The following is a 26,262-nucleotide window of genomic DNA, read 5'->3' as shown; positions in this document are numbered from 1 at the left end:
CTGGCAAAAATATGACCCACTTTATGATATACTACGCAGCAAAAAGACGGTACACCCACGGGGGAGAAAAAAAAGTTGACAGTCGTCAATTGTCAGTTGTAAGTAGTTGAAGATGACAAGATTATTACAGGAAATTGACGATCACCAGGATAAGGGCAATGGATTCTTTGAGCTGTTTAATGGCGCGGTTTACCTGGTTCTCAACGGTTTTCAGAGAAATGGAGAGGTGGGCGGCTATTTCGCGGTTGGAAAACCCGTTAATGCGATATTGGATGATCTTTTTTCTTTCGGGAGAGAGGTGCTCTATGGCGCGGTGCATAATATCCCTTGTTTCGCGTTCCTGGGCCACATAGGTGGTGTCGGGCAATTCGGGCAGCTGGTCGGTGGCTACGGGAATAGAGCGATGCTGGGCCTTACGGCGAAGCACATCTATCAGGGTAGTTCTGGCGATGCGGAAAATCTGTTGGGAAAGCGGCAGTTCTTCGTTCAGGTTAGTGCGGTAGCGCCAGAGCTTGATGAAGGTAAGCTGTACCAGTTCTGTTGCCACATCGGCATCAGTGGTCCGTTTCAGGAAATAGAAATACAGCTTCTCATGAAACGCGTAATACACTTCCTCAAAAGCAGTTATCGTACCTGATCTTATGGCAGCAATCTGGTCCACGGTTTAGTCTTGCATAAGGTTAATGCCGTAAATCGATGAAAAACTCCAATTAGCCGGCAAATCAGAACATAGATACAATTTTTCCGCGGGAAATAAAAAGGTTCATGCGGGATTAGGGCGAAGCGAAGGTATAGCCGTAAAAGTTCAAAGGGCGGCTAATGTAAGAGGGCTCAGCGTTACAGCGGATACTTGTTTTAACGTATGTTAGATAAAAGAATTTTTAGATGTATATCAGTTGTTTTAACGAATGTGACATAGGGATAGCATGTTTAACTCAGGGAAATTGGGCGGCAGCTTTGCTGATTTACCCATGTGTACAAATTCATAGCATTACGTATTAGCGTCTATGGATTGGCCCGGCGCTTGCATAATTTTACGCATGGGTAAAACGAGCGCTGGCATATTATTGTACCGTTATCGCGGGCGTACATTGCAGGTATTCCTGGTTCATCCCGGAGGGCCCTTCTGGGCGAAGAAGGATGCCGGCGCCTGGTCTATCCCGAAAGGAGAATATGATCACGATGAAGCGCCCCTGACGGCTGCATTGCGGGAATGGGAAGAAGAGACCGGCATTCCCCTGGAAGCCAGCCAGGAATCGTTTATAGCCCTGGCGCCTATTAAACAAAAGGGCGGCAAAACGGTATACGCCTGGGCCAGGGAGGGCGACATTGATCCGGCGGAGATCCGCAGCAATATTTTTGAAATGGAATGGCCCCCACGGTCCGGTAAAAAAGCCCGTTTCCCGGAAGTGGATAAATCAGGCTGGTTTGACCTCCCGGAAGCCCGGCAGAAAATACTGGAAAGCCAGCTGCCGTTGATCGATGCGCTGGTGAAAAAGTTGTAACCCACGCCTTTCGGAAACCTATCTATCACAAACCAAATCTTCGTGGTAGCTGTACGCACCAGCAGACCGCCGCATCCTGGATTTTACCTGGGTACCGGGATGGCGGCGCCGCCAACAGCTGACATCCAGCTGGCGCCAGCTACTTCTGCTGCTATAGCGGATATGAACCTTGAACCTTCTTTCATTAGCCGGTAATTCGTATATTTGCAGCACCTCTTGTGAACCTTCACTTCTTTTTTTTCATGTTAACATAAGCGATGATGACAATGACAAAGCCATTGTACAAAGCGCATTGCTTTGTATTTACGGGCGGCCCGGGTGCAGGGAAGACCGCCGTGATAGAAGTACTGGAACAAAAAGGCTATCCCTGCATACCGGAGGTAGCGCGACAGATCATAAGGCAGCAGGTAGCCAGTAACGGGCCGGGCGTTCCCTGGAACGACATGCAGCTCTATACGCAGCTAATGCAGGAACAGACCATCGCTGTTTTTGATACGGCCCCATCGGTGAGCACAGGTCCCTGCTTCTTTGACCGGGGTCTGCCTGATGTGATCTGTCATGCACAGCTGAATAATTTACCGGTGGACGAGGAATTGCAAACGGCGGCCTATCAGCTGCGTTACAACCAGCAGGTGTTCCTGTTCCCGCCATGGGAAGAGATCTATCAAATTGATGCAGAACGGAAGCAGAACTTTGAAACTGCCGTGGCCACTTATGAAGTGCTGAAAGACGTTTACAGAAAATATGACTATGTACTGGTAGAAGTACCTAAAATGCCGATCGCGGACAGGGTGACGTTTATTCTTGAAGAAGCAGTTAAGTATTGACACGCTTATTGATGAAAGTGGCGGCTGTCTGATGGGGCCTCTTCGCGATCAAACATGCCATAGTCCCTTACTACGCCTGCAATGCGCAGGTGATAATCCTGGAATATTCCCCCGCGGCCTTTCGCCTGCGCTTCCCTGTGCAGCTCCAGGTTCCTCCATTGGCGGATGGCGGCTTCATCGCGCCAGAACGATAGTGAGAGGATCTTATCGGGATTGTAAATGCTCTGGAACCTTTCGATAGAAATGAAACCGTCTATCTTTTCCAGCTCAGGCCTTAAGGAGGCTGCAATATCCAGGTACTCCTGCTTTTTACCCGGTGCAGGCAGTACTTCGAAAATAACGGCGATGCTGTGTTGTTTCTCTGGCATAAGCAAAAGTAAATATAAAAGCCCACAGCTTTTTTACCGGCTGCGGGCTCGTGATGGTGTCTGATTAGCTCGTTTATACTGCGTCTGAAAGTGAGGTAAAAGTAAAATCTCTCAGCTTCATGGGCGGGATCAGGTAGCTACGGTAAGACTCTACGCTGATAGTCCTTTCCGGTTTGCCCAATGCTTCTACGTTATTCAGCATAATCACCGGGCTTTCATTGAACCTGAAATTCTTGATGGGATGTTTGATCACACCATTCTCGATGTAAAAAGTTCCGTCGCGGGTAAGGCCGGTAAGTAATAATGTTTGCGGGTCTACCATGCGGATATACCAGAGGCGGGACACGAGGATGCCACGTTCTGTGCTTGCGATCAGCTCTTCCAGTGAGGCGTTGCCACCTTCCATAATGATATTGCTGGGACCGGGCACCGGCTTTACGGCTTTTTTCTGTGCCCAGAAGCGGGAGTAGGCCAGGTTCTTCACCACGCCCTTCTCAATCCAGCTCATCTTTTCCAGGGGAGCGCCATCGCTATTCCAGGTAGACACGGGCAGTTCGGGATGGAAGGGATCAGAGTAGATGGTCACTTTCTCATCCATAAGCTGTTCACCCAGGCGGTTGCCACCACCGGGCTTGCTCATAAAGCTGCGGCCCTCGTCTGCGCTGCGGGCATCCAGGGCGCGGAACATGTTCTCCATCATGTAAGCAGCTGCCACGGGTTCCAGTATCACGGTGTATTTTCCGGGCTCGATCGCTTTTGCATCTGCAGAGCCGTTGGCTTTAGAGGCGGCTATTTTGGTAGCGGTATGTGTATCCAGCTTAGTGATGTCATTGAATCCACGGGCAGCGTAACCTGAACCAGTACCGGCCTGGTTACGGGTAGTAACGCTGAAGATGACATCTGTATCGGTGTTATAGGCGAAGAGCCCTTTCGAGTTCATGATCGCATCAAAGGTAGTGCTGTTCTCCAGGAAGCCTGCTGCTTCCAGCTTCTCTTCCTTAGACACCTGGATGCTTTTAGCCACTGCCTCTGCCCGGGTATCCGGGGTGATGGCAGCTGTTGCCGGAACATAGGTAACACTCTCCTTATAGGTTTGAGGGCCCAGCAGCGGCATGTATTCCGGGTCTTCCGGGGCCAGCTGCGCCAGCTCTTCTGCACGGCGTACGGCTTTTTCCAGGGAGGCGTCATCGAATTCATTGATGGTAGTGGTCCCGGTCCTTTTTCCGAAGGTGGAAAGGATCGTCAGTTCCAGCGTGCTCATATCACCGGCTGTAGACACCGCGTTGCGGGCATAGCGGATATTGCCGCCTTCACGGCCACCCAGGCGCACTGCGCACTCATCGGCTTTGGAAAAGCCCAGCACTTTTTTGAGCAGTGCCTGTGCTTCTTCTTTCTTTAGTATAGCCATAGTAAGGTTGATCAGATTTTTCTTGCTGTGTTAATAACGTTTACACCATTGAAGCGGGTAGTAGAACTGCCATGCGAAACAGCGTTGGACTGTCCGGGTTGGCCCTTGCCATCATTAAACGCGCCGCCTAAACGGTAATCGCTTTTATCGGCAATGGCGGTGCAGGAGTTCCAGAACTCGCGGGTATTAGCCTGGTAGGCTACATCTTTCAGCATGCCTGCGATCTTACCATTTTTTATTTCGTAGAACAGTTGTCCGCCGAACTGGAAATTGTAGCGTTGCTGATCGATAGAGAAGGAGCCATCGCCTACGATGTAAATACCTTTTTCCACGTTCCTGATCATATCGTCTACACTCAGGGGATCTTTACCTGGTTTCAGCGATACGTTGGGCATGCGCTGGAACTGTACATCTTCCCAGCTTTGTGCGTAACAGCAGCCCTGAGATTCTTTCAGTCCGATAATATGCGCCTGGTCGCGGATGGCCTGGTAATTCACCAGTACACCGTCTTTGATGATGTCCCATTCCTTACATTTCACGCCTTCGTCATCATAACCCACGGCGCCTAAAGAACCGGGCTGCAGTTTATCTGCTACGATATTTACCAGCTTGCTGCCAAACTGGAAGTTGCCGGAGCGCCATTTATCAAGGGTAAGGAAGCTGGTGCCTGCATAGTTGGCTTCGTAGCCCAGCACGCGATCCAGCTCTGTGGGGTGGGCCACAGATTCGTGAATGGTGAGCCAGAGGTGGGAGGGATCCAGCACCAGGTCGTATTTACCCGGCTCTACGGATTTCGCTTTTATCTTCTGGTTTACATCTGCGGTGGCGTTCTTCACGTCTTCCAGTATATCGTAGCGATTTTTGTAGCGGGTAACTATACCGGCTACTTTATTATCCGCAGTAGGTGTAAGGTATTCATAGCCCATGCCTACAGGGGAGCTGAGGGAGCGCCTGGTCTCGAACTTGCCGCTGGCCTTATCTATCTTGGTCACCACAAAGAAAGGATACAAGCGGTGCACATCCTGGTCAATATAAGAGCCATCCGTGGAGGCGAAGAACTTTTGTTCGTTCACGCCCATGATAGCGGAGTTCACGAAGTTGGCGCCGCCCTGCATGGCAATATCATTCACCTGCAGAAGGAGATCTACTTTGTCTTTTACGGGAACGGAAAAGGCATTCTGCTGGATAGGTGTTTTCCAGTTTACGTCGCCATAACCTTTTTGCGGGGCCAGCTGCACGGGCTCTGTCATAATTTTGGCATTGGCTTTGGCAACGGCCACTGCTCTTTCTGCCGTTCTGATAATATCCTCCCGCGTAACGTTGTTGGAAGCGGCGAAGCCCCAGCTGCCGTTGGCAATCACGCGGATGCCCACACCGAATGATTCGGTATTGGAAATGGCGTGCACCCTTTTCTCGCGGGTGAGGATAAACTGGTTGAGATAACGGCCTATGCGCACATCGGCGTAGGTGGCGCCTTTGGCGCGGGCAGCATTCAGTGCGAGGTCGGCCAGCTGTTTCTTCATGGCTACGTCCATCCCTCCCACCAGTGCATGGGCAGGATCAATGTCGTTACCGGCAAACAGCGACTTCGGCACCATCAATGCGCCAAAGCTCATAGCCGAAAGCTGTAGAAAATCTTTTCTGTTCAATGCGATGACCCTCCTTAGGTTTAATTATGAAGTAAAAAAAGCGGTTTAGATATTCAGGTTTTCTTGTAACGCCAATAATGGGTGTTGTTAGGAAAATTATATAATTCTCTGAATTTTATTATACCGTTAGACTAATTTTTCTTCCGCCCATAAAAAAGCTACAGACAGCATAAACAGGATGATAAACCAGGCAAGCGGCGCCCGGCGGGTATTTCCGCCTGGTGCTGCAGCTATATTGCGCCTGGAGACTTCTTCACGGGCAGACAGGTGCTGCCAGTCTTTTTCCCCAAAGGCGTACCACCAGCTGCTGTCTCCGGCTGATGACAAGGCAGCCTGCCAGCCAGGTTGCGATGGCCAGTAGACACCCTGCCAGCGGAATGGCAATGTACCGTCCTGGGAAAGGCTTAAGGGCGCGTCGTTCGCCGTTGCAGCAGGCAAAGGCTGCGCAGTTTCCAGCAGTAAGGTTACGGGCCTGTTTACTTTGGGAAAGGCAAGGCCTGTACGCCATTGGTCCTGCAAGGGCTGTTGCCTGGCGGCTTTTTGTAAGAGTAAAGACCAGAGTGAATGATAGGCGGCCGGCTGGCCAGACAGGATCCATGTATAGGTATTACTAAGGGTGGTCAACACCAGGCGGCCTTCACCGTACAGGCTACTGCCCGCCAGTATGCGCTGTTGCGGATCCCAGATCAGTGGCTGCAAACCAGGCGCTGCGCGTAAGCTGGCAGCGGGAGCGGTTAGCAATGTAGCAGGTTTATCAGCGCCCGCGTTGTGCAATAACAGCGGGCGTTCATTCTTATCAGCAGCAGCGGTTAAGGTAAAAGGCTGCTGGTAGAAATGATGCGGCGCTACACTGCTGTCTGCCCGGATGATGAGGCCCATTCCTTTTTCTTCCACCTGTGATCTTACTGCGCCCAGCTCATCTCTTCCAAGTACAGACAAGGCGCCTGCATCGCTGACTAACAGATCAAATGCAGTAAGCAGCGCAGGCGTAATTCTTTCCAGTGAAAAGCGGGCGGTATCCAGGAAGGTATAACTGCATTTATTGCGGCTGATAGCTGTACGCATGGCCACTATATAATTGTGCTCTGAAAGCCAGTTAGCGAGGAACTTATTCTCGAAATCAGGAGACGCTGCCAGGATCAGTACTTTCAATGGACGAAGGGGCAATACTTCTACGGGAACAGGTTCTTTTAGCAGTGTGTCTTTTGCCAATGCAAGGAAGGTATACAAAGCACGGCCGATATGCCTTGGACGGGTGCTTAATTCAAAGGAGCGTTCTACCTGCGGAGGGATGATCACGGAATCCAGGTGCTCATTAAAGCCGCTCAACAAGAGCTTTACCGGTGTTGTAGCGCCGTTCTTAAAGCGGCCCTGCAGATGAAGATCAGCGCCAGCGTTTAGCTGCCGTTGCCAATAAACGGATTGAATACCGGCGGGTAGGGTATCTGTCTGAACAGCTATTTCTTTATCCTTCACATCTTCCTGCTCTTTGTGCAAAGGAAATGGTAACAGCAGGTATATGAGACTACCTACTGCCAGCACAGATGCCAGTAAGCGCCCATACAGTCTTGCGCTGTTGGGGCGTTTGATCTCCTTCCAGACCAGGAAGGCCAGCAATAGGGCGGCAGCTGCAGTGACAATATAATTCCAGTGCATCATCGTTATTGCTGCCGGTTTAGGTTTTTAAAGTATTGTTGAGATAAGCCCCGGCCAGGGACCGTGTGTTCGGACTGTGGCAGGCGGGCAGGCTCAGGTACCATATCATACACCGCCTGCGCGGCTGCTGCTACTGCAGCGGGATTAACGGCGATGTTTTGTTCTAATGCATCCAGTACACCACGCATGGCTTGCAGGGAAGACAGGTATCGTGCAGGCGATGCCGTAGCCTGTGTGCTCATCCGCCGGGCAGCCTCCCGTAAAATATCGATGGTAACAGGATCTGATACCGGTGGGCCGCTTTTCAGCCTTTCCAATATTGCTAATGCTTGTGGCAGGCGTTCGTTAGATGTTGTCTTTGTATAGTCACGTTGCAGTACGGGGACAATGATCTTGTCCAGTTCTCCGGTTAAGCGCTTCTCCGGTTTCAGCGGAGTTGTCTTCACGCTGGTTTTGCCTACGTAAGCCCTTGATTTTTGCTGCAGGTCTTTCAGCAGGCGCAGGGCTTTGTATTCATGAGGCAGGGCCTCTGCTGGTTTAAATGTACGCAGGCGCAGTTCTGCATTCCACATTTCAGCCAGGGTAGCTTTGAGCTGTTGTTTAGTGGCAGGGTCAAAGAAGGAGGCATCTTCTGCGATGTCGTGTTTATGGGAGAACTGGTCTATTATTTTTTCTGCGTTGTTGAAATCTTTGGCGTTGACGGCGTCATCTTCCTTTGCGTGATCATGGCCTTCATGTTCTTCTTCGCTGAGCCGTTCTTCACCCAGGTTGGTTTCTGTTTCCTCACCCAGGAAGCGGCCGTAGCGAAGACGCAGCAGGCGCTGATCAATGCCCAGGTCATTGCTGCGCTGCCGGAAGGCTTTTTCTGCCAGGGTATCTTTATCGCGGATCAGCTGTTCTGTTTCAATGATGATCTGCCGCTGGCTTCTGAAATATTCCGGCTTTACGTTCACGCTGTTCGCCATGCCTTCCAGGCTCATTAACTGTGCAGTATCCGGCAGTACTACCATGTACATACCGGAGCGGGTATATTGCTGATGATTGTCCCGGGCCTGGATATAAAGATATAATTCAGTACCGGGCTGCATGCCCAGGGCTTCCAGGTTGATCATTCTTTGCAATGTGTACTGTCTGCGGGTACCATTGAATACGGCGTCAAAAGGCATGGCCTGCTCTTTGAACTTCACGGCTTCGCCGCTGCCGCTGGCTACAGTGGCTTGTATATTCGCAGCACTGATGCCGTAATCATCTGTAAGCATGAGCTGCATGGTAAGGCTTTGCGGCATACCATAGTCAATAACAGTATAGGAAGCAGGCGCCTGTACGGTGATAACAGGCGGCAAATCTTTGATCAATGCAAGCTTATAAAGGCCGGATAATTTATCTGCCAGCTTCAGTTGGTAAAAGCCCGGATGAGTGGCGGTAATGGCGCCCTTCCACAAAGTGCCTTCTTCGTTCTGCGCCTCCAGGTTCAGGTGGCCGGTATCATTCAAGATCAATTGCAGGGAAGGCGTCTGTTTGTTGGTACGGATCTCCCATTGTATACGGGCGCCTTCTTCCACTTCAAGGTCAAGCTGCTGCTGTTGCCGCTGCTCCTTAGCGGTATAGGATGGCGGTGTGATGGTGATCTCTACTGCGGCTATTTCCGGCATTGCAGGAGTGAGGCTGCCAGTGGGGCGCGGGCGTTCATTTGTTTTCTGCTCGTGCAGGATGATAGGATGCCACCACAAATACAAAGCCGTACTTACCAACAGGGAGCCGGCTAAAAACAGCAGGGCTATACGTAATTGCTTTTTGTAGGGATGCGGAGGAGGGATATGCTGCAGCACCTGTTCTATTCTCCTGACCTGGAGCTGTTCCAGCATGCCCAATGTATGCGGGGGTTTCAGCAAGAGCGCGCAGCTATCTTCCAGTTCCGGGTAGTGGGTGTTGAAATAACGTACTACATCGGCATCGTCAATGCGCCAGGCACGGGAGGGCAGCAATAACAGGAGCAGGCTGGTGATGCCTACGGGGAGCGCACACCATAATGAGCTGTCGTGCACTTTACACACCAGCACGGTGGCAACGGCGGTAAGACCCAGCGCTGTCATGACATGCACCAGCAGGGCACTTATCCGCCAGCGGCGTTGCAGTGTATGGATCATATGTTCTGCCTGCTGTTCAGCCATTGGTGCTTGTTCTTTTAGTAATGAATACCCATATGCGCTCTGCCAGGAACATTATAAAAACAGCAAGCCATAACAGCGGCGCCAGGTCTGTTGCAGGCAATGTCGCCGCTTTATGTGGACGTTCCAGGCGGTATTGATCTGGCCGCAATTGCTGTGCCGCTATGGCCCGGCGATCCTTATTTGCAGGAATAATGGCTGTGTCGGGATAAAGCAGTTGCAGTAAGAGGCCCGGAAACGCGGCGTTCCAGGGCAGTTCGTTCCAGGCGGGGTCCAGGCGGCTGGAAAAATGGTAAATATGGGTATTGTTCGTTTTCTCCAGGTGCAGTATGGCATTGCCAAAGCCGTCTTTCCATAATGCCGTGTTTGCCGGCTGATGTGCCTGTATCCGCTTAAAAAGGGGGACAGGAACTGCTTCGTTTGAAATGATCCAGGAGGAAGCATTTACCACTGTGCCGCTATCATAGCGCCATATATTGGCTGCCTTTACCTGTACAGGAAGGGGCTGCATGGACAGCCAGAACAGCCAGTCTGTTTGTACGGGCAATGCGCCGGGCTGACTGATCAGCGTCAGGCGAATCTTATGGGCTGTAAATTGCTGTATGGCTGTTATAGCTGCTTTGAGATAGCCTGCATCATGCGCATAAGCATCTGCAAAAATGGTGATGTGCTTTGTGGTAGTGTCTGCTTTTGTTGAGCCTGCAGGCAGCTCTTCATATACATAGCTATTACCGGTAGCGCGGCTGCTTATCTTGCGGGCACGCAGGCCGCCGGATGCCGTAGCATATACTTCCGCCTGCCAGGTACTCACGGAATCGGCAGGCGTATATACAAACCAATGCGTACCGGTGTCAATATGTGGACGCGGGCCCTGGAAGCGGCTGAGGAAGTGCGGTGTAAAAAGGAAACGGGATGCAGGTGCAAGAGGATGTTGCTGTAAACTATCCAGCAATATCCAGTAGGAAGTGCTGTCTGCCGCAGCATTGTTTGCTTTCCGTAAGGCTGCCTGCAAGGTTTCTCCCGGAAAGCCGGGTGTAAAATAGTGAAGCGAATATCCCGCGTGTAATAAACTATCTATCTGTGGCTGGAACTGCAGGTAGGTTTCACCGAATCCTTTTTCTTCGATCAACACCCAACCTATATCTTTCTTCGCTGAGGCAGCACGCCAGATGGGTTTTGCCAGTAATACTGCCAGCAGTATAATGAGGAGGCAGCGCAGCAAGAGCAGCAACAGCTCTGACAGCTGTAACCTGCGTGAGGATTGCCGGCCGTTCTCTTTCAGTAGTGCTATACTACCTACCGCCAAGGTTTTGCCAGGGCGAATGTTCCATAAATGGATCATCACCGGGATTATGATCCCGGCTGTTAACCAGAGCCATATGGGTTGTAGCAGCTGCAGCAAGTTATATAACTGATCTTTGACGGTGGTTTAGAAAATCGCGCAAGGCCTTATCCAGCGGCTGATCCATGGGGATCATCCGGTAAAAGGTATGCTGTTCCAGGAGCTGCATACGTGTGGCTGCCAGGTATTGTTCCATTTTTTCCATGTAGGTACGCTTCATTTGTGCGGGATTGATCTGTATGGTCTCGCCGGTTTCCAGGTCTTTCAATGCAGCATAATTACCGAAGTCCATTTCCAGTTCATTTCTTCCCATGAGATGAAAAACGATCAGCTCATGCTGCAGTGCAGATAAAGAAGACAGCAAGTGGTTGATCTCTTCCCGCTGCTGGTACATATCTGTTATGAAGATCAGCAGCTCTCTGCGGCGCTCACCGGTGAACAGCTGCCTGTAATGTACTTCTTCTGTAAAGCGTCCTGCGGGCTGTAGTTGCTCCAGCTGGAAGAACAACCTGGATAGATGCTGTGGATCTTTACGGGAGGGCAGGGCGTATAAATGAGCGTCCCGGAAAACATAGAGACCTATTGCGTCTCCCTGCATATAGGCCAGGTAGGCCAAAGCTGCGGCGAGATAACGGGCATAGTCCATCTTGGACAGATCCCCGTCTTTATGGTTCATTGAATTACTGGCATCTACCAGGAAGCGAACGGAAATACTGGTTTCCATTTCAGACTCCCGGATGTAGTAACGGTCGGAGCGGGCATACATTTTCCAGTCCAGCCAGCGAAGGTCATCACCCGGCTGATAGCTGCGGTACTGGCTGAACTCCAGTCCCGCGCCTTTTACCTGGCTGCGGTTAAGGCCAGACATGAAACCGTCGATCACTGTGCGTGCTGCCAGCGAAAGGTCTTTAATGGCCATTAACACTTTTGGATCCAACAGCTGGCTCATATGGGAGATTGTAGCCTGGAAATGGTTTTCAACAGCTCTTTCGTTACGTTGTCCGAACTGATATGTTCCGCATCTGCTTTAAAGTTCATTAATACCCGGTGCCGCAGTACCGGGTAGGCCATGGCATGCAGGTCTTCCATTGTGACGGCGTAGCGGCCTTTGAACAGGGCTCTTGCCTTGGCGGTGAGGATGAGGGCCTGCCCGGCTCTCGGTCCGGCGCCCCAGCGCACCCATTCCTTTACGTAAGCGACGGTGGTGGTATCGGGCCTGGTAGCGCGTATAAGGCTGGCAACATATTGTACCAGGTCTTCGTCGATGCTGACCTCACGTACCAGCTGCTGCAAGTGCTGGATCTCTGTGGCGCCCAATACAGGCGTTACCGTTACTTTGCGGTTGCTGGTAGTGCTGCTGAGGATGGCCGTTTCTTCTTCGGCGGTAGGGTAGCCAATCTTCACATATAACAAGAAGCGGTCTAATTGCGCCTCCGGCAAAGGATAAGTGCCTGCCTGCTCTATCGGGTTCTGCGTAGCCAGTATGAAAAAGGGACGGTCCAGCACATAGGTTTGTCCACCGTAGGTGATCTCGAACTCCTGCATCGCTTCGAGCAGGGCGGATTGTGTTTTGGGCGGCGTACGGTTTATCTCATCTGCCAGGATGATATTGGCGAAGAGGGGCCCGCGGTTAAATTTGAAAAAGCGTTTGCCGGTGGCGTGGTCTTCTTCCAGTATTTCCGTGCCGATAATATCAGTCGGCATCAGGTCGGGAGTGAACTGTATACGGCGGAAGCTCAGGTCCAGCGCCTGCGAGAGGGTACGTACCATCAGGGTTTTGGCCAGACCGGGTACCCCTTCCAGCAGGCAATGGCCGCCGGCCAGTAATGCTACCAGGATCTCTTCCACAATAGCCTCCTGCCCTACTATGATCTTTTGAATCTCCTGTTTAAGCCGGGCCAGCTTTTGTTGTAACTGTTGAACCGTACGTTCTGTGATCTCCATGAAAGGAAATTATGTATAAAAGCAGGAATTTTAAAGCAAAAACCGGATTTTTACACCAACGGCTTTTATAAGTTGTCGGTTGACAGTGGTCAGTTGACAGTATTGCCGGGCCTGAAGCAACCGAATAAGTGCCAGCAGCAAATTGAAAAATATGGGTGCAAAATTTACATTTACCCGTTTACGTTACCGTTCCGGCGATTGGGACACCGACCAGCGCATGCCTTCCAACCTGCTGAACTCACTGATAGAATATACTACCATCCCGGTTCATCTGCAGGAGAAAATAATTGACCTTGGCAGCAATGAATTGTTCAATGCTCCTTTCTGTTATCTCAGCGGCCATAAGCTGGTACAGTTTGATGCACAGGAAAGCGCCTTCTTTAAAAAGTATGTACAGAACGGCGGATTTGTTTTTGTAGATGATTGTAATCATGATATAGATGGTCTCTTCGCCAAGTCTTTTGAAGCGCAGATGAGCAACCTGTTCGGACCGGCTGCATTAAAAAAGATCCCTAATACACATGAGATCTACCGTTCCTTTTTTCACTTTGAAAAGGGGCCGCCTACTACTTCATTTGAGTTGAACGGCTGGGGAGATGATTTGGTGCATGATTACCTGAAAGCCATAGAGATCAACGGCCGCATGGCAGTGCTGTACAGTAATAAGGATTATGGCTGCGAGTGGGATTATGATTTCAGGAACAAGCGGTTTATGGCGGAGGATAATACCAGGTTTGGGGTGAATATTGTTGTGTATGCGATGGGGTGAAGATAGTTGTCAGTTGACAGTGGGCAGTTGACAGTTAACGGCCGGTAGTAAGAATAGGTTCCTGCTACCGGCCGCAATAGTTTATTGTATGTTAATGATCTGTTCTTTTACGTTCCAACCATATAATTCTATTGCCAGGTTGTTATTGCCAGGCGTATAATTGATGGTAATAGTCTTCTCTTCACCCGGCATCACGGAAACATAGTTGTCACTGAAGAAGGCAGGCAGTATGCGCTGCTTAGTTTGCGCGTCTATCAATGCCACGCGGTTAAAGAATGCTACCGGGCCAGCGGGGTTGCGCAGGGTAACGGCAATACTGTCTTTGCTGATATGTTTGGCCGTTGCCTGCAGCTTTGATGCTGCCATTTTTTGCAGACCGGAATAGTTACCGTTTTCATCGGGGAACCAGTAGAAGTTTTCGGATACTGTCTGCTTGTTCACATCGAGGAAGCGCAGGCGGAGGAAAGCGCCGTGATCTTTGCGGGCTGCATCTACTGCCTTTTTGATGGGGAGGTATTTCTTTACAGATGCAGCGCCGATGTCTGCAAACACCTGGGTTAGCTGACGGCTTTTACCTTCCATGTCATACATTGTTACTTCCAGCATCAGGTCGCGGCGGGGCGTGAAGGTATTGTTCACCGCCATTACCATTCCCTGTACCGGATCGTACATTACGTGTAGCGGCTCGCTGCCGTTGTGCAGGCCGTAAAGACAGGCGTTAACATCAAGGTAGTAATCGTACATCTGTCCACGCATGGCGGTCCAGGGGTTCTGTGTTTTCCAGATGATCACGCCGGTGTACCATTCCCACATGTGGGAGCTGAAGCCTTCCATCAGCGCGCGATACTGGTCGTAGTTCACCAGCTGGGCTTTGTTTGCAAAGTCTTTGGCGTCTTTTGCCCGGCCATAGGGATCGATGTGCTGATCGTAACCGATGTATTTATGATATTTCCAAACGGAGTCTACTTCTTCCTTGTTCTGCGGCGCTATCATGTTCTCTTTGGGAATGAACCTTTCCAGAGAGGCATAGTCGCCCACACCTACGGAACCTATCTCAGAGTTAAAAGGCCAGGTGCGGTGGCCCCAGAAAGTTTCCAGCTCCTGGATGCCATAAGGGCCGTCGCCATTGCCGCCCAGGAAATTGTACGACATGCTGTCTGAGTTGGAATAGTCAAAGAAGTAGCGGGTGCCATCCAGTGTTGGCAGGATGGAATCTTTCAGCGGAGCGATGATATCTTCCGGCGGGGTGATCTCGTTACCACCGCACCAGAGGGCCAGTGAAGGATAGTTGCGGATCATCTTCACCTGGTCTTCGATAGAGCGCAGCACCAGGCCGTGATCGTCGGGGTACTGGCGGCGGGTCCACTGGTCTTCCTTCTTCATAGGGTCTACCCAGCGGCCGTTACAGTCGCCGGAGAACCAGAAGTCCTGGAACACCAGCAAGCCATATTTATCGCAGGCTTCATAAAACTCCGGCCTTTCTGTCAAGGCACCGCCCCATATGCGGATCAGGTTCAGGTTCATATCGCGGTGGAACCTTATTTCTGCATCATATCTTTCTTTGGAGAAGCGCAGCATGGCATCGGAAATGATCCAGTTGCCGCCTTTGATAAAGACCTTCTGCCCGTTCACGTTTATCTGACGGCTGCGGGTGAATTCGTTCCAGGGAGTTTGAATTTCACGTACGCCTACCTGTATGTTCTCTTTATCGCTAACCACATTGGCTGCATCTGTGAACTGCAGCTGCAGCTGATACAAGTTCTGTGGACCATAGCCGCCGGGCCACCACAGTTTTGGATGCTGCAGTGTATAATCGGGCAGCTGTACCTGTGTGGTAGCATGTGGTGGAAGCGTTACTTTCTTTGATACGGTGTTACCATCCAGTATATACTTCAGGGTACCTGTTACCGCTTTGGCGGAGGCATTCTCCAGTTCTGCAGATACCTGTATAGTAGCAGGAGCCTGCGGGCCCTGTGGCTGACGCGTACCGGGCACGCGGGTGACCACATGGGGGTTCTTCAGGTTTACGGCGCCGGTACGCTCGATAGTAACCTTATCCCAGATACCGGTGTTACGGTCGCGGATAGGCTGTATCCAATCCCAACCGGCGGTGTATTGATGCGCCACGCTTTTGGCAATGATACCGTCGCCGCCCTGGCCTCCGTTTGGATTGCCGGGAAAGGCAGCCGGATGTATCAGCACAGCAAGGCGATTGCGACCATCTTTGGCCAGCAGGCCGGTGATGTTATATGTTTGCCGCAGGAACATGCCATAGTGAGTAGTTTTATTGAGGCGCTGACCGTTCAGGTATACATCGCAACCATAGTTTACACCACGGAAATGCAGCCATACCTGTTTGCCTGCCGCTGCGGGTTGCTCGGTAAAGTCTTTTACAAACCAATACGTGTAATGATCGTTCCCGGTGTAGTAGATATCCGGGATCTTTTCATTGTTCATTCCATAGAAGGGATCTGGCACCTGCTTGTTATTCAGCAGTGTGGTGAGCACAGTGCCTGGAACGGTGGCCGGCATCCAGTTTGTTAATGTGTGCGCCGGGCTTGAAAGCGCTTCTCCCTTTTCTGTAACCTTCGCAATATTGGCGCATTGCCATCCTGCATTGAGCTCATACTGATCCTGCGCCAGGGCGGCGCTACAGTAACATAGCATCAATAAGATGATGCAAAATTGTCCCCTGTTCTTATTCATAGTGGCATAAAGATGAAAATAAAATCGGAAAAAGGGAAAAGAAAAGGAAGAGTGGAAATAAGAATGGTCCGGAAGGACCATACCGATCATTCCGGGCCATTACTATCAAGCGATGTTTATTGATAATAGGGGTTCTGGTACATCTTTGTTGGGTCCAGCTGGTATTCGTCAAAGGGTATCGGGTAGTACTGGTCTTTGAGCCCGAAGTTAGACAGCCTGGCCTTTCCGTAATCGGCCTGGTTCTTGGCATGCATGTAAGTAACCAGCTCGTTGATGCTAAAGAAGCGCAGCAGGTCAAACCAGCGGTGGTGCTCAAAGGCCAGCTCTACGCGCCTTTCATGCAGGATAGCCAGTTTGAGGGTAGGGAATTTGCTGCTGTAGGCAGGGTCGTTCTTTACCGTGTTGTACAAAGGCATGTTGGCCCTTTCGCGCACCATGTCAAGGAACTGGATAGCCGTGGTATTATCGCCAAGGTACATATTTACCTCAGCGAGCATGAGGGCTACATCTGCATAGCGGATCAGCACCCAGTCGTTGCCGCCGTAACCATTGGTACCTGCTACAGCGCTGGTATCCCTGAACTTTGTAATGAACCAATCCTTTACAGTAGCGTCATTGGCAAATTTTATGGAGAAGTCTTTGCGAAGATCACCGTCTTCATATTCCTTCACCAGGTCGAGCGTAACGTTGCCGCCTACGCTGGAAGAGGGTTTCTTTGAGTTGATGGTTTCGCCCTTTGCCTGGTTGTTGTAGGCAATAGAAGAGGAGTAGTTGATGTCTCCCTGTTTGTTCACGATCTGGAAGATCAGTTCCGGGCAGGTGGTCTTCTTGTTCACATCAAATACATCTGTATAAGGGATTTCTTTCAATGTGCCAAAAGAACGCATGTTCCAGGAATTGGTCAGGTAGGTCTTTGCGTTGTTCAGGTTCTCCGTACGGTTAGCTGCATCCTGGGCAGTGGCTATAGTAAGGTATACCTGGCCTAACAGCGCATTACCTGCCGCTTTTGATACGCGGCCTTTATTGGCGCCGTTTTGCAGGTTGGGTAAGGAGCTATTCACCACATCTTTCAGATCGCTTACAATCTGTTCATATACCTTTTCTTTCTTTTCCCGGAATGTGTTGGCTTTCACCTCTTCGAGGGTGGTGAGCTGTTTGGTTACCAGGGGCACGTCTCCCCATTTGCGTACGAGGTGAAAATAGATCAGCGCGCGGATGAATTTTGCTTCTGCTGCATATTGTGACTTTGTTTCCGGGCTGCTGAAGTTGATGTTATCAATATTAGATAGCACCTGGTTACAGCGGGTAATGGTCTGGTACAGCGAGAGCCAGTGAGTTTTCAGATAAGTGTTGGCAGGCAGGAGGGAAAAGTCGTTGAACTGGAACGGTTCTCCGGCGTTTGACTGGTTATCATTGCGGCCAGCGTCATCAGAACGTTCGTCTGTATAAAGCCCGCTGTTCTCGCCGATGTTGTCCCCACTTCTTAAGGACTGGTACACGCCATTCACAGCCGCTGCAATATCGCCTTCTGACTGGTAGTAAACGGCGGTGGGAATGGCGTTTGGGTTGCTCTGTTCCAGGAATTCCTTACCGCAGGAACTTAATATGGATACTGCGGCCAGGCAAGCTCCTATGATATATCTCTTAGTCATTTTCATTACTGTTTTTACCTTATTATCAGAATATTGCTTTCACACCGAAATTATAAGCGCGTACCAGGGGGTACATACCATAGTCAACACCGGGCGTAAGGTTAGCCCCGTTGTTATAATCTACCTCAGGGTTATAACCCAGGTATTTGGTGATGGTGAAAGCGTTGTCAACACTTGCATACACTCTTATGCTGCTCAGTCCTTTTACGTGGCCCAATAATGCAGCAGGAAGATTATATCCCAACGTGATATTGGTGCAACGGAAGAAGGAACCATCCTGCAGGTAGAAGGTGGAAAGGCGGGTGCTGTTGCTTTGCGTACCGCCGCGGGAAGCGCGGTAAACGCTGCCGTTGCCAGGTTGCGCCTCAGAGCGGTAACGGTCGGCCACTTTAGCGTACTGGTTGCCGGATCCTTCCATGTTAAAGAGATAATAATCCTGACCGTCCAGCACCTGGTTACCGTAAGAGCCGTTGAAGGATGCGCTGAGATCTAAAGCCCTGTAGCTGGCTGATAATGCAAAGCCGTAGGTGAATTTGGGATAGGGGCTGCCTATCACGGTCTTGTCTTTATCATTCACCACGCCGTCACCGTTGGTATCTTCAAAGTAGATATCGCCCGGCTTTAAAGAATTGCTGGAAGCGGTAGAACGGGCAGGCCCTTTGATCTTGTAACCTTCCTCAAAAGACTGTGTAGCGGAATTGTAGTGCTTATCATCTTCAGCAAGGTTGGCCATGTCAGATTGCCTTACCATGCCTTTTACCTTAAAGCCGTAGAACATGCCGATGGGTTGCCCTTCTTCCGTGATATGGGTAAGGTAGGAGCGTTCCGCACCGTTGGTGATGATGGTGTTGGCGCCGCCCAGGTCCAGTACCTTGTTGCGGTTCAGGGAAATGTTACCGCTCAGGTTCAGGTTAACATCTTTTGTGGAGATGATACGGCTGTCTACCTGCATGTCAAAGCCTTTGTTCTGTACTTTGGAATCGCGCAGGTTGGTGAGCACGTTTGCCACACCGGATACGGCAGAGATATTCTGCCTGAACAGCAGGTTATACGAACGGCTGATATAATAGTTGGCGATCACAAATACGCGGTCGTTGAACAGGCCGAGGTCCATACCGAAGTTGTATTGGGAGGTGGATTCCCAGCCCAGCTTCTGATCGGCGATGCTGCCAGACCATACCGCCGTAACGATGGTGCCGTTACCGAATACCACACCACCGGGAGTGGACATGGTTTGCTGATAATTGTAGTTACCGATATTGTTATTACCGCTCAAGCCCCAGCTGGCACGCAGCTTCATAGAGGTATTGTTACCCAGCAGGTCTGTATAGAAATGTTCTTTGGAGATGTTCCATCCTGCAGATACAGAGGGGAAGTTACCCCAGCGGTTGGCAGGACCGAAACGCGAGGAGCCATCTGTACGGAAAGAGGCGGTTAAATAATATTTGTTATCGTAGTTATACACCACGCGCGCCAGGTAAGAGAGCATGGTCCAGGTGGCCTTGCCGGTGGCGGGCAACAATGCGAAATTGCTGGGATCTGCGCCTTTGCCGGTGATCTCCTGGATGCGGTCGTTCTGATAACCCTGCGCCAATACGCTAATGGCATCGCTGGTGAATTGCTGTGCAGTATAACCCGCCAGCACGTCTACGTTATGCTTACCAAACTGTTTCTTATAGTTAGCGGTGAACTCGCCCAGCTGGTCTACTGTTGACAGTGTTCTTGAGGTATCCCTTGCTGCGGCAATTGCCTGCGGAGAATAGGGCGCAAATGCGCCGCTGCTCAGGCTACCCGGGCGATAGTACTCGTATTTCTCGTTATATGTCTGCATACCCAGGTTGGCTTTCAGCGCCAGGGAAGGCAGCAACTGGTAAACAACATAGCCGTTATAGGTGCTGCGAAGGCCTTTACGGGTAATGTTGGTTTCTTTAGCGATAGCCACCGGGTTTTCGATGCTCTGGTAACCGTAGGCGGCTGATTGTGCGGCTGCTTCATTCTTCCTGAGTGACCCATCGTCATTATATGCGCGGAAATAGGGCATATATATTAAAGCGCCCAGGATAGGGCCTTTATCAAACCGGCCTTCTTCCACTTCACGGTTGCTGTTGGAAGTAAGGGCGAGGCTGGCGCCTACTTTTACTTTAGGATTCACATCTGCATCTACGTTGGCGCGCAGGTTGAGCCTGCGTTGCTGGGTATTTACGATGATACCCTGCTGATCCTGGTAGCCGCCGCTTAAAGCATAACGGATACCGTTCTTGCCGCCGGAGAAAGACAGGTTATGCCTTTGCACGGGCGCATTGCGGTACAGCTCATCCTGCCAGTCTGTATTGTATTTCGGCTTAATCATCTGCTGGCTGGCAAAATCATAGATATCTGTAGGGATGCTCACGCTGCTGGCGTTACCCACTTTTGCTACGCGGGTGGCATTATCGTCGGAGTACATGGCATCATTCCAGGTACCACCGCCGTTCACTACCAGGTCGCGATAGGTGCCGTTACGGCCATCGATCACCAGTTGCGCAAACTGATCTGCATTCAATAACTTCACCTTCTTGCTCAGCTGACTGATGCCGTACTGGTAGTCATATTCAAACCTGCCCTTGCCTTCCTTGCCGCGTTTGGTGGTGATGAGCACCACGCCGCCTGCTGCACGGGAACCGTAAATGGCGGCGGAGGCTGCGTCCTTCAATATGTCTATGGTCTCAATGTCGTTGGGATTGATGTATACATCGTTGCCTGCGGGGTATCCGTCTATTACATACAGCGGATCGGAGCTGGCGTTCACAGAACCTACGCCGCGCACCCTGATCCTGGTACTTACATAGGGAGCGCCGCTCACCTGTGATACCTGAACGCCGGCCACTTTACCCACGATCGCCTGGCCTACGGTTGGCGTGGTGAGGTTCAGCTCTTTTGCTTTCAGGCTGGAAACCGCGCCGGTAACGTCGCTCTTCCTCATCTTCTGATAGCCTACGGATACTACTTCGTTCAGCTGTGTTACATCTTCACGGAGCAGTATATTCACCGATTGCTGATCTGTAATGGTCACTTCCTGCGGAATATACCCTGTATAGGAAAATACCAGTGTTGCCCCGGCGCTCACGCTAAGGGAGTACTTGCCGTTAACATCGGTAATGGCGCCTCTTCGTGTATTCTTCTCTACCACATTTACACCGATGAGGGGCTGATTATTCGCATCTGTTACGATTCCAGACACCTGTACTGCTGCCTGCTGCCTTACTGCAAACGCCGCAGATGCAGCGGCATTGGCCGACATCATAGCGGGCGTGCTGCAAACAGCCAGTACGAATGGGAGCCCCCATTTAAAAATTTGTAGCTCTCTTTGCATAACTCTACCAATTGACATTTATAAAATGAACATTACTATTCCGGGAGGAGGTAACCGCAATACCGGTTCCTGTTGTGTTTAGGAAGGAGAAGCCTTCCAGCTCGTCCTGTTTATCGAGGTCGATTGTTTTGATCACGCTAGCCTGGCCGCTGCTGACAGATTTTTCCAGGTCCAGGTAGGTAAGGCGCCACTTTCTGCCCTCCACCTGGTTCTGCACCAGCACCAGTATATTTTTCCCAGGGATCCAGTGAAGGTTTTGCACCCAGGGACCGCAGCTGAACTTTTTGAACAGTACTCCCTCTTCTTTGGTGTGGGTGGCTGCTTTCAGACGGTCTGGATGATATAATCTTACCTCGTTGCTTTTGTTGCCGTAATCTGCGGTGGCCACGTACCATTTGCCTTTATACTTTACGTATTCGGGCCTTGTACCTTGTATGCAGGCATCGTCTTCTACGGTTTGCTGAATGTTGCCATCCAGGGTATGGGTTTTCAGCAAGCCATCCCAGTTAATACAGTAGATCACGGCTTTCCAGGCGGTGCCTTCTGCATTGAGCCGGATACTGTTGCCGATGAAGGTTGGGCCGATGCCGTTATAAGCAATGCCCGTAGGGTGGTTGATCAGATCCTTTCCGTCTACTGTCAGCCTATATTCATTACCGGTATATAATAAGGTATCTTTTCCGGGAGTATATTCCCGCATCATGCCGATCTCCCTGTCGCCGTAGAGATATACTTTACCATGCTGATAATGTACTCCCTGGCAGGCGCCCAGTGAATCAACAGAAAGAGAGCGGTGAATAATTACTTCAACAGGCCGGCTATAAAAAGATAATAGCCCAATAGCCATGATAGCAACAGTGATGCGTGTTTTCATCATTCTCGGTTTTAGTTCCTGGCAAACAGCTTTAATTCACACGTATGTTAGTGAGTTGATCTATGGTTCCCCGCGGCTACAAAGTATGGATGAGCGATTGTGTATGATTGGTTGTCCCTGTTAGCGTCCGCAAAGAGAATACTCCATTATTACTGAATAGTTAAGCGTGTATTACGCAATTGTTAATGATGAGTCCACACAGGGGCGCGGGAAAATAAAACTTGTGTATTAGGCTGAAATTTAGTTACTTACAGCGGCTCAGATAACCAAACCACCCCTCATATGAAAACCAAATACGCCTACGCGGGCACACTGGCCCGGACTATTCTAATTGCGAGTCTCCTGTTTTCAGCATGTAAGAAAGACGATGATGTAAAGCCGCCACCGCAGTATTCCCTGGATGAGCTGTATGCTCACTCTATTACAGATGCGATGGTAGCGGACAGTAGTGAAAGGGTAGACACGCTCTGGCCGATCACGGCAGCGAATCCTGATTTGCAGTGGAAGACCATCAATGGCAAGCAATATGTGCTGATGGCGACTTTCATGCGTTTCCCTTCCAGCTATCCCGCAGGGGATTCTATCACAAATACCTGGGGAGAATCGTGGGTATTCATTCCTTCGCAAATGAAAAAGCGCCTGGCGCCGGGATTTAAACCTGGTTCGGATACTATCCTGCGTATTTCACAACTATTGGGTTTACCGCCGGTGAACAGCAAGAGCAATACGCATATTGCCGAGATGTGGGTAGAAGCATCCCGGTTGTACCGCCCTGCGGGCAACCCGGCCATTAATACCAGCACTACGGGCGCTGTGCTGGTAGAAGGGGTTACTCCCACGTATTCTACCTGGTTCGATAATAATATTATCTATTCTTATTATCGTCCTTTACAATCTGCCACGGATTATTATTATCCCTGGACCAGGCTGGGTTATACTTATGACTGGAACCCCGAGGCTAAAGAGGTGGGCTTAAGTGAATATGTGCTGCAGGCCAGCTCAGGCATCTGGGTAGAAAAGACAAGTACTGCATCGCAGTTCTTCAGGAATTAGGCAGCCATCATTTTAATCTCTGCTTACCCGGACCAGCTAATGTTGTATACAGCTTAGGTCCGGGTAAATTTCTTTCTTACATTTAGACATGCAAGCAGCTACTGTACTTTGGTTACTGGGGATACCCTGCTCGGGGAAAACAACACTGGCATATAAGATCAAACATGAACTGGACAAGCAGAACATTCCCTGTAAGGTATTGGACGGCGATGAACTAAGGAGGGGCATCAATGCCGACCTTGGGTTCTCTCCACAAGACCGGGAAGAAAACATCAGAAGAGCGGCAGAAATTGCAAAGCTCTTCCTGGACGCCGGTTTTGTAACTATTTGTTCTTTTATCACTCCTACAGCGAAGCTTCGTAAGCTAGCCAGTGGCATTATCGGGGCAGCGCACTTTCATGAAATTCACGTTAGCTGCAGTATTGAGGTTTGTATGCAGCGAGATGTAAAAGGGATGTACAACAAAGCCCAAAAGGGCATCATAAAAGACTTTACTGGTTTACAGTCAAAGTTTGAGACACCGGAATCGCCGTTTCTCACGGTGAATACCGAGGAAAAAGATGTTGCTGCATCGGCTAACGAAATATTAGCCGGCGTGTTCCCTACCCTGTTTGGGTTGCCGGGTCAGAAGGCATTACAATCAACACTTTAGATACATATAGGCTACTTATACCGTGTCCACTATACGAAAAAGGTGAAAAAATATTTGCAGGAATAGAAATTTCTGTCTTTCTTTGTGTCAGTTTAACACAAACATGAATGAAGCCGTTCTCCTCATATAAGAACCCTGCACTTGCTGTTGACCTGGTAGTATTTGGTTACCATGAGCAAACGTTGTCTGTGTTATTATTGAACAGGAAGGAGGAGCCCTTTAAAGATCTGTGGACCTTGCCCGGCGCCTTTCTCCAAATGGAAGAGCGCTTTCAGCAGACCTGCTCGCGCATATTGAAAACAAAACTGGGGATGGATGATGTGTACCTGGAGCAGCTGTTTTCTTTCGATGACCCGGCCAGAGACCCACGGGGGCGTGTGATATCTATTGCCTACTATGCGCTGGTGAACCCGCATACACTGGAGATCGCCGCCGGCCAGATGGCCAATGATGTGAAATGGTTTGATGTAAAGAAAGTACCTGCATTGGGATTTGATCATAAAAAGATCTTCGACAAAGCGCTGCAACGCCTTAAGTCCAAGATCCTTTACTTCCCGGTGGGATTTGAGCTGCTGGATGAATTATTTACCATGACGGAGCTGCATCAGCTTTATGAATGTATCCTTGGGATAAAGATCGACAGGAGGAATTTCAGCAGGAAGATCCTGGACTCTGAGTACATCATCAATACCGGTCAGAAGCGCGAAGGCTTGCAGAACAGGCATCCGGAACTTTTCCGGTTCAATAAAAAATTAAAGAAGCACAATTTTCAACTTAATATCAGCTACCCATGAACATGCTACCTATCCTCCTCAAAGATGGCTACAAAGTAGGTCATAAATTTCAGTATCCCGAAGGCACCACACTGGTTTATTCTAATCTTACTCCCCGTAAATCCAGGAATGCAGATATCAATGAAATCGTATTTTTCGGACTGCAATATTTCATTAAAGAGTACCTTATAAGACAATTCAATGAAAACTTCTTTAATAAGCCGAAAGAAGAAGTGCTGCGCCAGTATGCCCGCCGCATTAACAATTACCTTGGCAAAGATAGTATCACCTATGATCACATAGCTGCACTGCACGATCTTGGTTACCTGCCGCTGGAGATCAAAGCGCTTCCTGAAGGAACGCTGGTGCCTATGCGCGTACCTGTTTTCACTATTAAAAACACGGCGCCTGAGTTTTTCTGGCTGACCAATATGCTGGAAACAATTTTAAGCGCCATCCTTTGGAAGCCTGCCACTTCTGCCACTACCGCTTTTCAATACCTTAAAACCTTTACCCGGTATGCAAAGGAGACAGTTGGCGAGGATATGAGCTTTGTTCCCTGGCAGGGGCATGACTTCTCTTTCCGTGGCATGAGCGGCGTAGAAGATGCCCTGATCAGCGGCGCAGGCCACCTGCTTTCTTTCGCAGGTACAGATACTATTCCGGCTATCGACTTCCTGGAGATGTTCTACAATGCTGATTGTGAAAAAGAGCTGATAGGTGGGTCTGTTCCAGCTACTGAGCACAGCGTGATGTGTATGGGCACACAGGATGGGGAAATTAGCACCTTCCGTCGTTTGATCAGTGAAGTATATCCTGCCGGTATCGTATCTATTGTAAGTGATACCTGGGACTTCTGGCAGGTGATCACTGAATTCCTGCCGGAGATGAAGGAGATTATCCTCGCCCGCAATGGTAAAGTAGTGATACGGCCCGACAGCGGTGACCCGATAAAAATTATTGTGGGCGATGAATCCGCCCCTGCTGGCAGCCCGGAATACAAAGGCGCGATTGAATGCATGTGGGAAACGTTTGGCGGTACCATTACCGAAAAAGGATTCAAACTGCTGGACAGCCATATCGGCCTGATCTACGGTGATAGTATCACTACCGAAAGGCAGCAGGCTATACTGGAAGGACTGAAACGTAAGGGTTTTGCCAGCTATAACGTGGTACTGGGCATCGGCTCTTATACTTATGAATATGTTACCCGTGACACTTTTGGATTTGCCATGAAAGCAACTTACGGAGAGGTGAACGGTGAAGGCCGGGATATTTTTAAAGATCCTAAAACTGATGATGGCACAAAGAAATCTGCCAAAGGTTTGATGCAGGTGTACAGGAATGCGATCAGCGGTAAACTCGAGCTGAAAGATCAGTGTAGCTGGGAAGAAGAAGGGCAGGGCGAGCTGAAGACCGTGTTCAAAGATGGGAAACTGGTGGTGGATTGGACATTGCAGGAGATCAGGGAAAGGATAAAAACAGCATTGGAAAATGATGAAGACAGTAGTATTGTACAGGCCCGTAGGGTTGAAAGAGCTGCGGCTGATTATTGAGGGGGGCA

Annotated in this window: 21 protein-coding genes; 8 read left to right on the top strand and 13 right to left on the bottom strand. The window is 50.1% G+C overall.

Going from position 1 to position 26,262, the window contains the following annotated elements:
• Positions 1 to 124: 124 nt before the first annotated feature.
• Positions 125 to 661: an RNA polymerase sigma factor gene (locus ACR9Y8_RS18190; protein WP_481214671.1), complete on the bottom strand. Its 537-nt coding sequence runs from the start codon at positions 659 to 661 to the stop codon at positions 125 to 127.
• A 379-nt stretch (positions 662 to 1,040) separates the two neighbouring features.
• Between ACR9Y8_RS18190 and ACR9Y8_RS18185 the strand changes: the two genes are divergently transcribed.
• The 3 genes from ACR9Y8_RS18185 to ACR9Y8_RS18175 all read left to right on the top strand — a co-directional run bounded on the left by ACR9Y8_RS18185 (position 1,041) and on the right by ACR9Y8_RS18175 (position 2,332).
• Complete coding sequence (locus ACR9Y8_RS18185; RefSeq protein ID WP_481214670.1) at positions 1,041 to 1,505, top strand: NUDIX hydrolase; 465 nt, start codon at positions 1,041 to 1,043, stop codon at positions 1,503 to 1,505.
• Between the two features lie 42 nt (positions 1,506 to 1,547).
• A complete protein-coding gene (locus ACR9Y8_RS18180) occupies positions 1,548 to 1,700 on the top strand; it encodes a hypothetical protein (RefSeq protein ID WP_481214669.1) in 153 nt (50 codons plus the stop codon).
• Positions 1,701 to 1,771: 71 nt separating this feature from the next.
• Entirely contained in the window at positions 1,772 to 2,332 is a 561-nt protein-coding gene (locus tag ACR9Y8_RS18175) for an AAA family ATPase (protein WP_481214668.1), read from the top strand.
• A 5-nt stretch (positions 2,333 to 2,337) separates the two neighbouring features.
• Here the strand turns inward: ACR9Y8_RS18175 and ACR9Y8_RS18170 are convergent, their stop codons facing one another.
• The 8 genes from ACR9Y8_RS18170 to ACR9Y8_RS18135 form a co-directional block, all read right to left on the bottom strand.
• Positions 2,338 to 2,700 carry an antibiotic biosynthesis monooxygenase family protein gene (locus ACR9Y8_RS18170; protein ID WP_481214667.1) on the bottom strand — a complete coding sequence of 121 codons (363 nt, stop codon included), beginning with the start codon at positions 2,698 to 2,700 and terminating at the stop codon, positions 2,338 to 2,340.
• 73 nt (positions 2,701 to 2,773) lie between these two features.
• Positions 2,774 to 4,108 carry a TldD/PmbA family protein gene (locus ACR9Y8_RS18165; protein ID WP_481214666.1) on the bottom strand — a complete coding sequence of 445 codons (1,335 nt, stop codon included), beginning with the start codon at positions 4,106 to 4,108 and terminating at the stop codon, positions 2,774 to 2,776.
• Between the two features lie 11 nt (positions 4,109 to 4,119).
• Positions 4,120 to 5,757, bottom strand: coding sequence for a TldD/PmbA family protein (locus ACR9Y8_RS18160; protein WP_481214665.1), 1,638 nt, complete (start codon positions 5,755 to 5,757; stop codon positions 4,120 to 4,122).
• Positions 5,758 to 5,883: 126 nt separating this feature from the next.
• The gene (locus tag ACR9Y8_RS18155) at positions 5,884 to 7,416 is read right to left on the bottom strand and encodes a hypothetical protein (RefSeq protein WP_481214664.1); all 1,533 of its coding nucleotides are present in this window, start codon (positions 7,414 to 7,416) and stop codon (positions 5,884 to 5,886) included.
• Between the two features lie 2 nt (positions 7,417 to 7,418).
• Positions 7,419 to 9,584, bottom strand: a complete 2,166-nt coding sequence (locus tag ACR9Y8_RS18150) for a hypothetical protein (RefSeq protein WP_481214663.1) — start codon at positions 9,582 to 9,584, stop codon at positions 7,419 to 7,421.
• A complete protein-coding gene (locus ACR9Y8_RS18145) occupies positions 9,577 to 10,983 on the bottom strand; it encodes a BatA domain-containing protein (protein WP_481214662.1) in 1,407 nt (468 codons plus the stop codon). The genes ACR9Y8_RS18150 and ACR9Y8_RS18145 overlap by 8 nt, the downstream gene beginning before the upstream one ends.
• A gap of 1 nt (position 10,984) precedes the next feature.
• A complete protein-coding gene (locus ACR9Y8_RS18140) occupies positions 10,985 to 11,872 on the bottom strand; it encodes a DUF58 domain-containing protein (protein WP_481214661.1) in 888 nt (295 codons plus the stop codon).
• The gene (locus ACR9Y8_RS18135) at positions 11,869 to 12,867 is read right to left on the bottom strand and encodes an AAA family ATPase (protein ID WP_481214660.1); all 999 of its coding nucleotides are present in this window, start codon (positions 12,865 to 12,867) and stop codon (positions 11,869 to 11,871) included. Before ACR9Y8_RS18135 ends, ACR9Y8_RS18140 begins: the two co-directional genes overlap by 4 nt.
• 151 nt (positions 12,868 to 13,018) lie before the next feature.
• Between ACR9Y8_RS18135 and ACR9Y8_RS18130 the strand changes: the two genes are divergently transcribed.
• The gene (locus tag ACR9Y8_RS18130) at positions 13,019 to 13,636 is read left to right on the top strand and encodes a DUF4159 domain-containing protein (RefSeq protein WP_481214659.1); all 618 of its coding nucleotides are present in this window, start codon (positions 13,019 to 13,021) and stop codon (positions 13,634 to 13,636) included.
• Between the two features lie 81 nt (positions 13,637 to 13,717).
• Here ACR9Y8_RS18130 and ACR9Y8_RS18125 read toward each other — a convergent pair whose 3' ends face one another.
• The 4 genes from ACR9Y8_RS18125 to ACR9Y8_RS18110 all read right to left on the bottom strand — a co-directional run bounded on the left by ACR9Y8_RS18125 (position 13,718) and on the right by ACR9Y8_RS18110 (position 22,220).
• A complete protein-coding gene (locus tag ACR9Y8_RS18125) occupies positions 13,718 to 16,342 on the bottom strand; it encodes a glycoside hydrolase family 2 protein (RefSeq protein WP_481214658.1) in 2,625 nt (874 codons plus the stop codon).
• Positions 16,343 to 16,458: 116 nt separating this feature from the next.
• On the bottom strand, positions 16,459 to 17,994 hold the full coding sequence (locus ACR9Y8_RS18120) for a RagB/SusD family nutrient uptake outer membrane protein (protein WP_481214657.1): 1,536 nt from the start codon (positions 17,992 to 17,994) through the stop codon (positions 16,459 to 16,461).
• Between the two features lie 25 nt (positions 17,995 to 18,019).
• The gene (locus ACR9Y8_RS18115; RefSeq protein ID WP_481214656.1) at positions 18,020 to 21,346 is read right to left on the bottom strand and encodes a SusC/RagA family TonB-linked outer membrane protein; all 3,327 of its coding nucleotides are present in this window, start codon (positions 21,344 to 21,346) and stop codon (positions 18,020 to 18,022) included.
• Between the two features lie 4 nt (positions 21,347 to 21,350).
• The gene (locus ACR9Y8_RS18110) at positions 21,351 to 22,220 is read right to left on the bottom strand and encodes a hypothetical protein (RefSeq protein ID WP_481214655.1); all 870 of its coding nucleotides are present in this window, start codon (positions 22,218 to 22,220) and stop codon (positions 21,351 to 21,353) included.
• A 282-nt stretch (positions 22,221 to 22,502) separates the two neighbouring features.
• Here ACR9Y8_RS18110 and ACR9Y8_RS18105 point away from each other — a divergent pair, with 282 nt between their 5' ends.
• The 4 genes from ACR9Y8_RS18105 to ACR9Y8_RS18090 all read left to right on the top strand — a co-directional run bounded on the left by ACR9Y8_RS18105 (position 22,503) and on the right by ACR9Y8_RS18090 (position 26,254).
• Positions 22,503 to 23,273, top strand: a complete 771-nt coding sequence (locus ACR9Y8_RS18105) for a hypothetical protein (RefSeq protein ID WP_481214654.1) — start codon at positions 22,503 to 22,505, stop codon at positions 23,271 to 23,273.
• Between the two features lie 88 nt (positions 23,274 to 23,361).
• A complete protein-coding gene (cysC, locus tag ACR9Y8_RS18100) occupies positions 23,362 to 23,925 on the top strand; it encodes an adenylyl-sulfate kinase (protein WP_481214653.1) in 564 nt (187 codons plus the stop codon).
• 107 nt (positions 23,926 to 24,032) lie between these two features.
• Entirely contained in the window at positions 24,033 to 24,719 is a 687-nt protein-coding gene (locus ACR9Y8_RS18095) for an NUDIX hydrolase (protein ID WP_481214652.1), read from the top strand.
• Entirely contained in the window at positions 24,716 to 26,254 is a 1,539-nt protein-coding gene (locus ACR9Y8_RS18090) for a nicotinate phosphoribosyltransferase (protein WP_481214651.1), read from the top strand. Before ACR9Y8_RS18095 ends, ACR9Y8_RS18090 begins: the two co-directional genes overlap by 4 nt.
• The last annotated feature ends 8 nt before the right edge of the window (positions 26,255 to 26,262 follow it).

This window comes from Chitinophaga sp. SVR4-12A, from assembly GCF_056754765.1.
The sequence above is the reverse complement of the archived record's forward strand: the minus strand, read 5'-3'. Positions and strand labels throughout refer to the sequence as shown.

Bases quoted from the DNA above. Each gene is read 5' to 3' on its own strand.
- cysC (WP_481214653.1), top strand. From the start codon at position 23,362: ATGCAAGCAGCTACTGTACTTTGGTTACTGGGGATACCCTGCTCGGGG.
- ACR9Y8_RS18155 (WP_481214664.1), bottom strand. From the start codon at position 7,416: ATGATGCACTGGAATTATATTGTCACTGCAGCTGCCGCCCTATTGCTG.
- ACR9Y8_RS18140 (WP_481214661.1), bottom strand. From the start codon at position 11,872: ATGAGCCAGCTGTTGGATCCAAAAGTGTTAATGGCCATTAAAGACCTT.
- ACR9Y8_RS18130 (WP_481214659.1), top strand. From the start codon at position 13,019: ATGGGTGCAAAATTTACATTTACCCGTTTACGTTACCGTTCCGGCGAT.
- ACR9Y8_RS18125 (WP_481214658.1), bottom strand. From the start codon at position 16,342: ATGAATAAGAACAGGGGACAATTTTGCATCATCTTATTGATGCTATGT.
- ACR9Y8_RS18135 (WP_481214660.1), bottom strand. From the start codon at position 12,867: ATGGAGATCACAGAACGTACGGTTCAACAGTTACAACAAAAGCTGGCC.
- ACR9Y8_RS18110 (WP_481214655.1), bottom strand. From the start codon at position 22,220: ATGAAAACACGCATCACTGTTGCTATCATGGCTATTGGGCTATTATCT.
- ACR9Y8_RS18170 (WP_481214667.1), bottom strand. From the start codon at position 2,700: ATGCCAGAGAAACAACACAGCATCGCCGTTATTTTCGAAGTACTGCCT.
- ACR9Y8_RS18090 (WP_481214651.1), top strand. From the start codon at position 24,716: ATGAACATGCTACCTATCCTCCTCAAAGATGGCTACAAAGTAGGTCAT.
- ACR9Y8_RS18115 (WP_481214656.1), bottom strand. From the start codon at position 21,346: ATGCAAAGAGAGCTACAAATTTTTAAATGGGGGCTCCCATTCGTACTG.
- ACR9Y8_RS18120 (WP_481214657.1), bottom strand. From the start codon at position 17,994: ATGACTAAGAGATATATCATAGGAGCTTGCCTGGCCGCAGTATCCATA.
- ACR9Y8_RS18175 (WP_481214668.1), top strand. From the start codon at position 1,772: ATGACAAAGCCATTGTACAAAGCGCATTGCTTTGTATTTACGGGCGGC.
- ACR9Y8_RS18150 (WP_481214663.1), bottom strand. From the start codon at position 9,584: ATGGCTGAACAGCAGGCAGAACATATGATCCATACACTGCAACGCCGC.
- ACR9Y8_RS18105 (WP_481214654.1), top strand. From the start codon at position 22,503: ATGAAAACCAAATACGCCTACGCGGGCACACTGGCCCGGACTATTCTA.
- ACR9Y8_RS18185 (WP_481214670.1), top strand. From the start codon at position 1,041: ATGGGTAAAACGAGCGCTGGCATATTATTGTACCGTTATCGCGGGCGT.
- ACR9Y8_RS18095 (WP_481214652.1), top strand. From the start codon at position 24,033: ATGAAGCCGTTCTCCTCATATAAGAACCCTGCACTTGCTGTTGACCTG.
- ACR9Y8_RS18165 (WP_481214666.1), bottom strand. From the start codon at position 4,108: ATGGCTATACTAAAGAAAGAAGAAGCACAGGCACTGCTCAAAAAAGTG.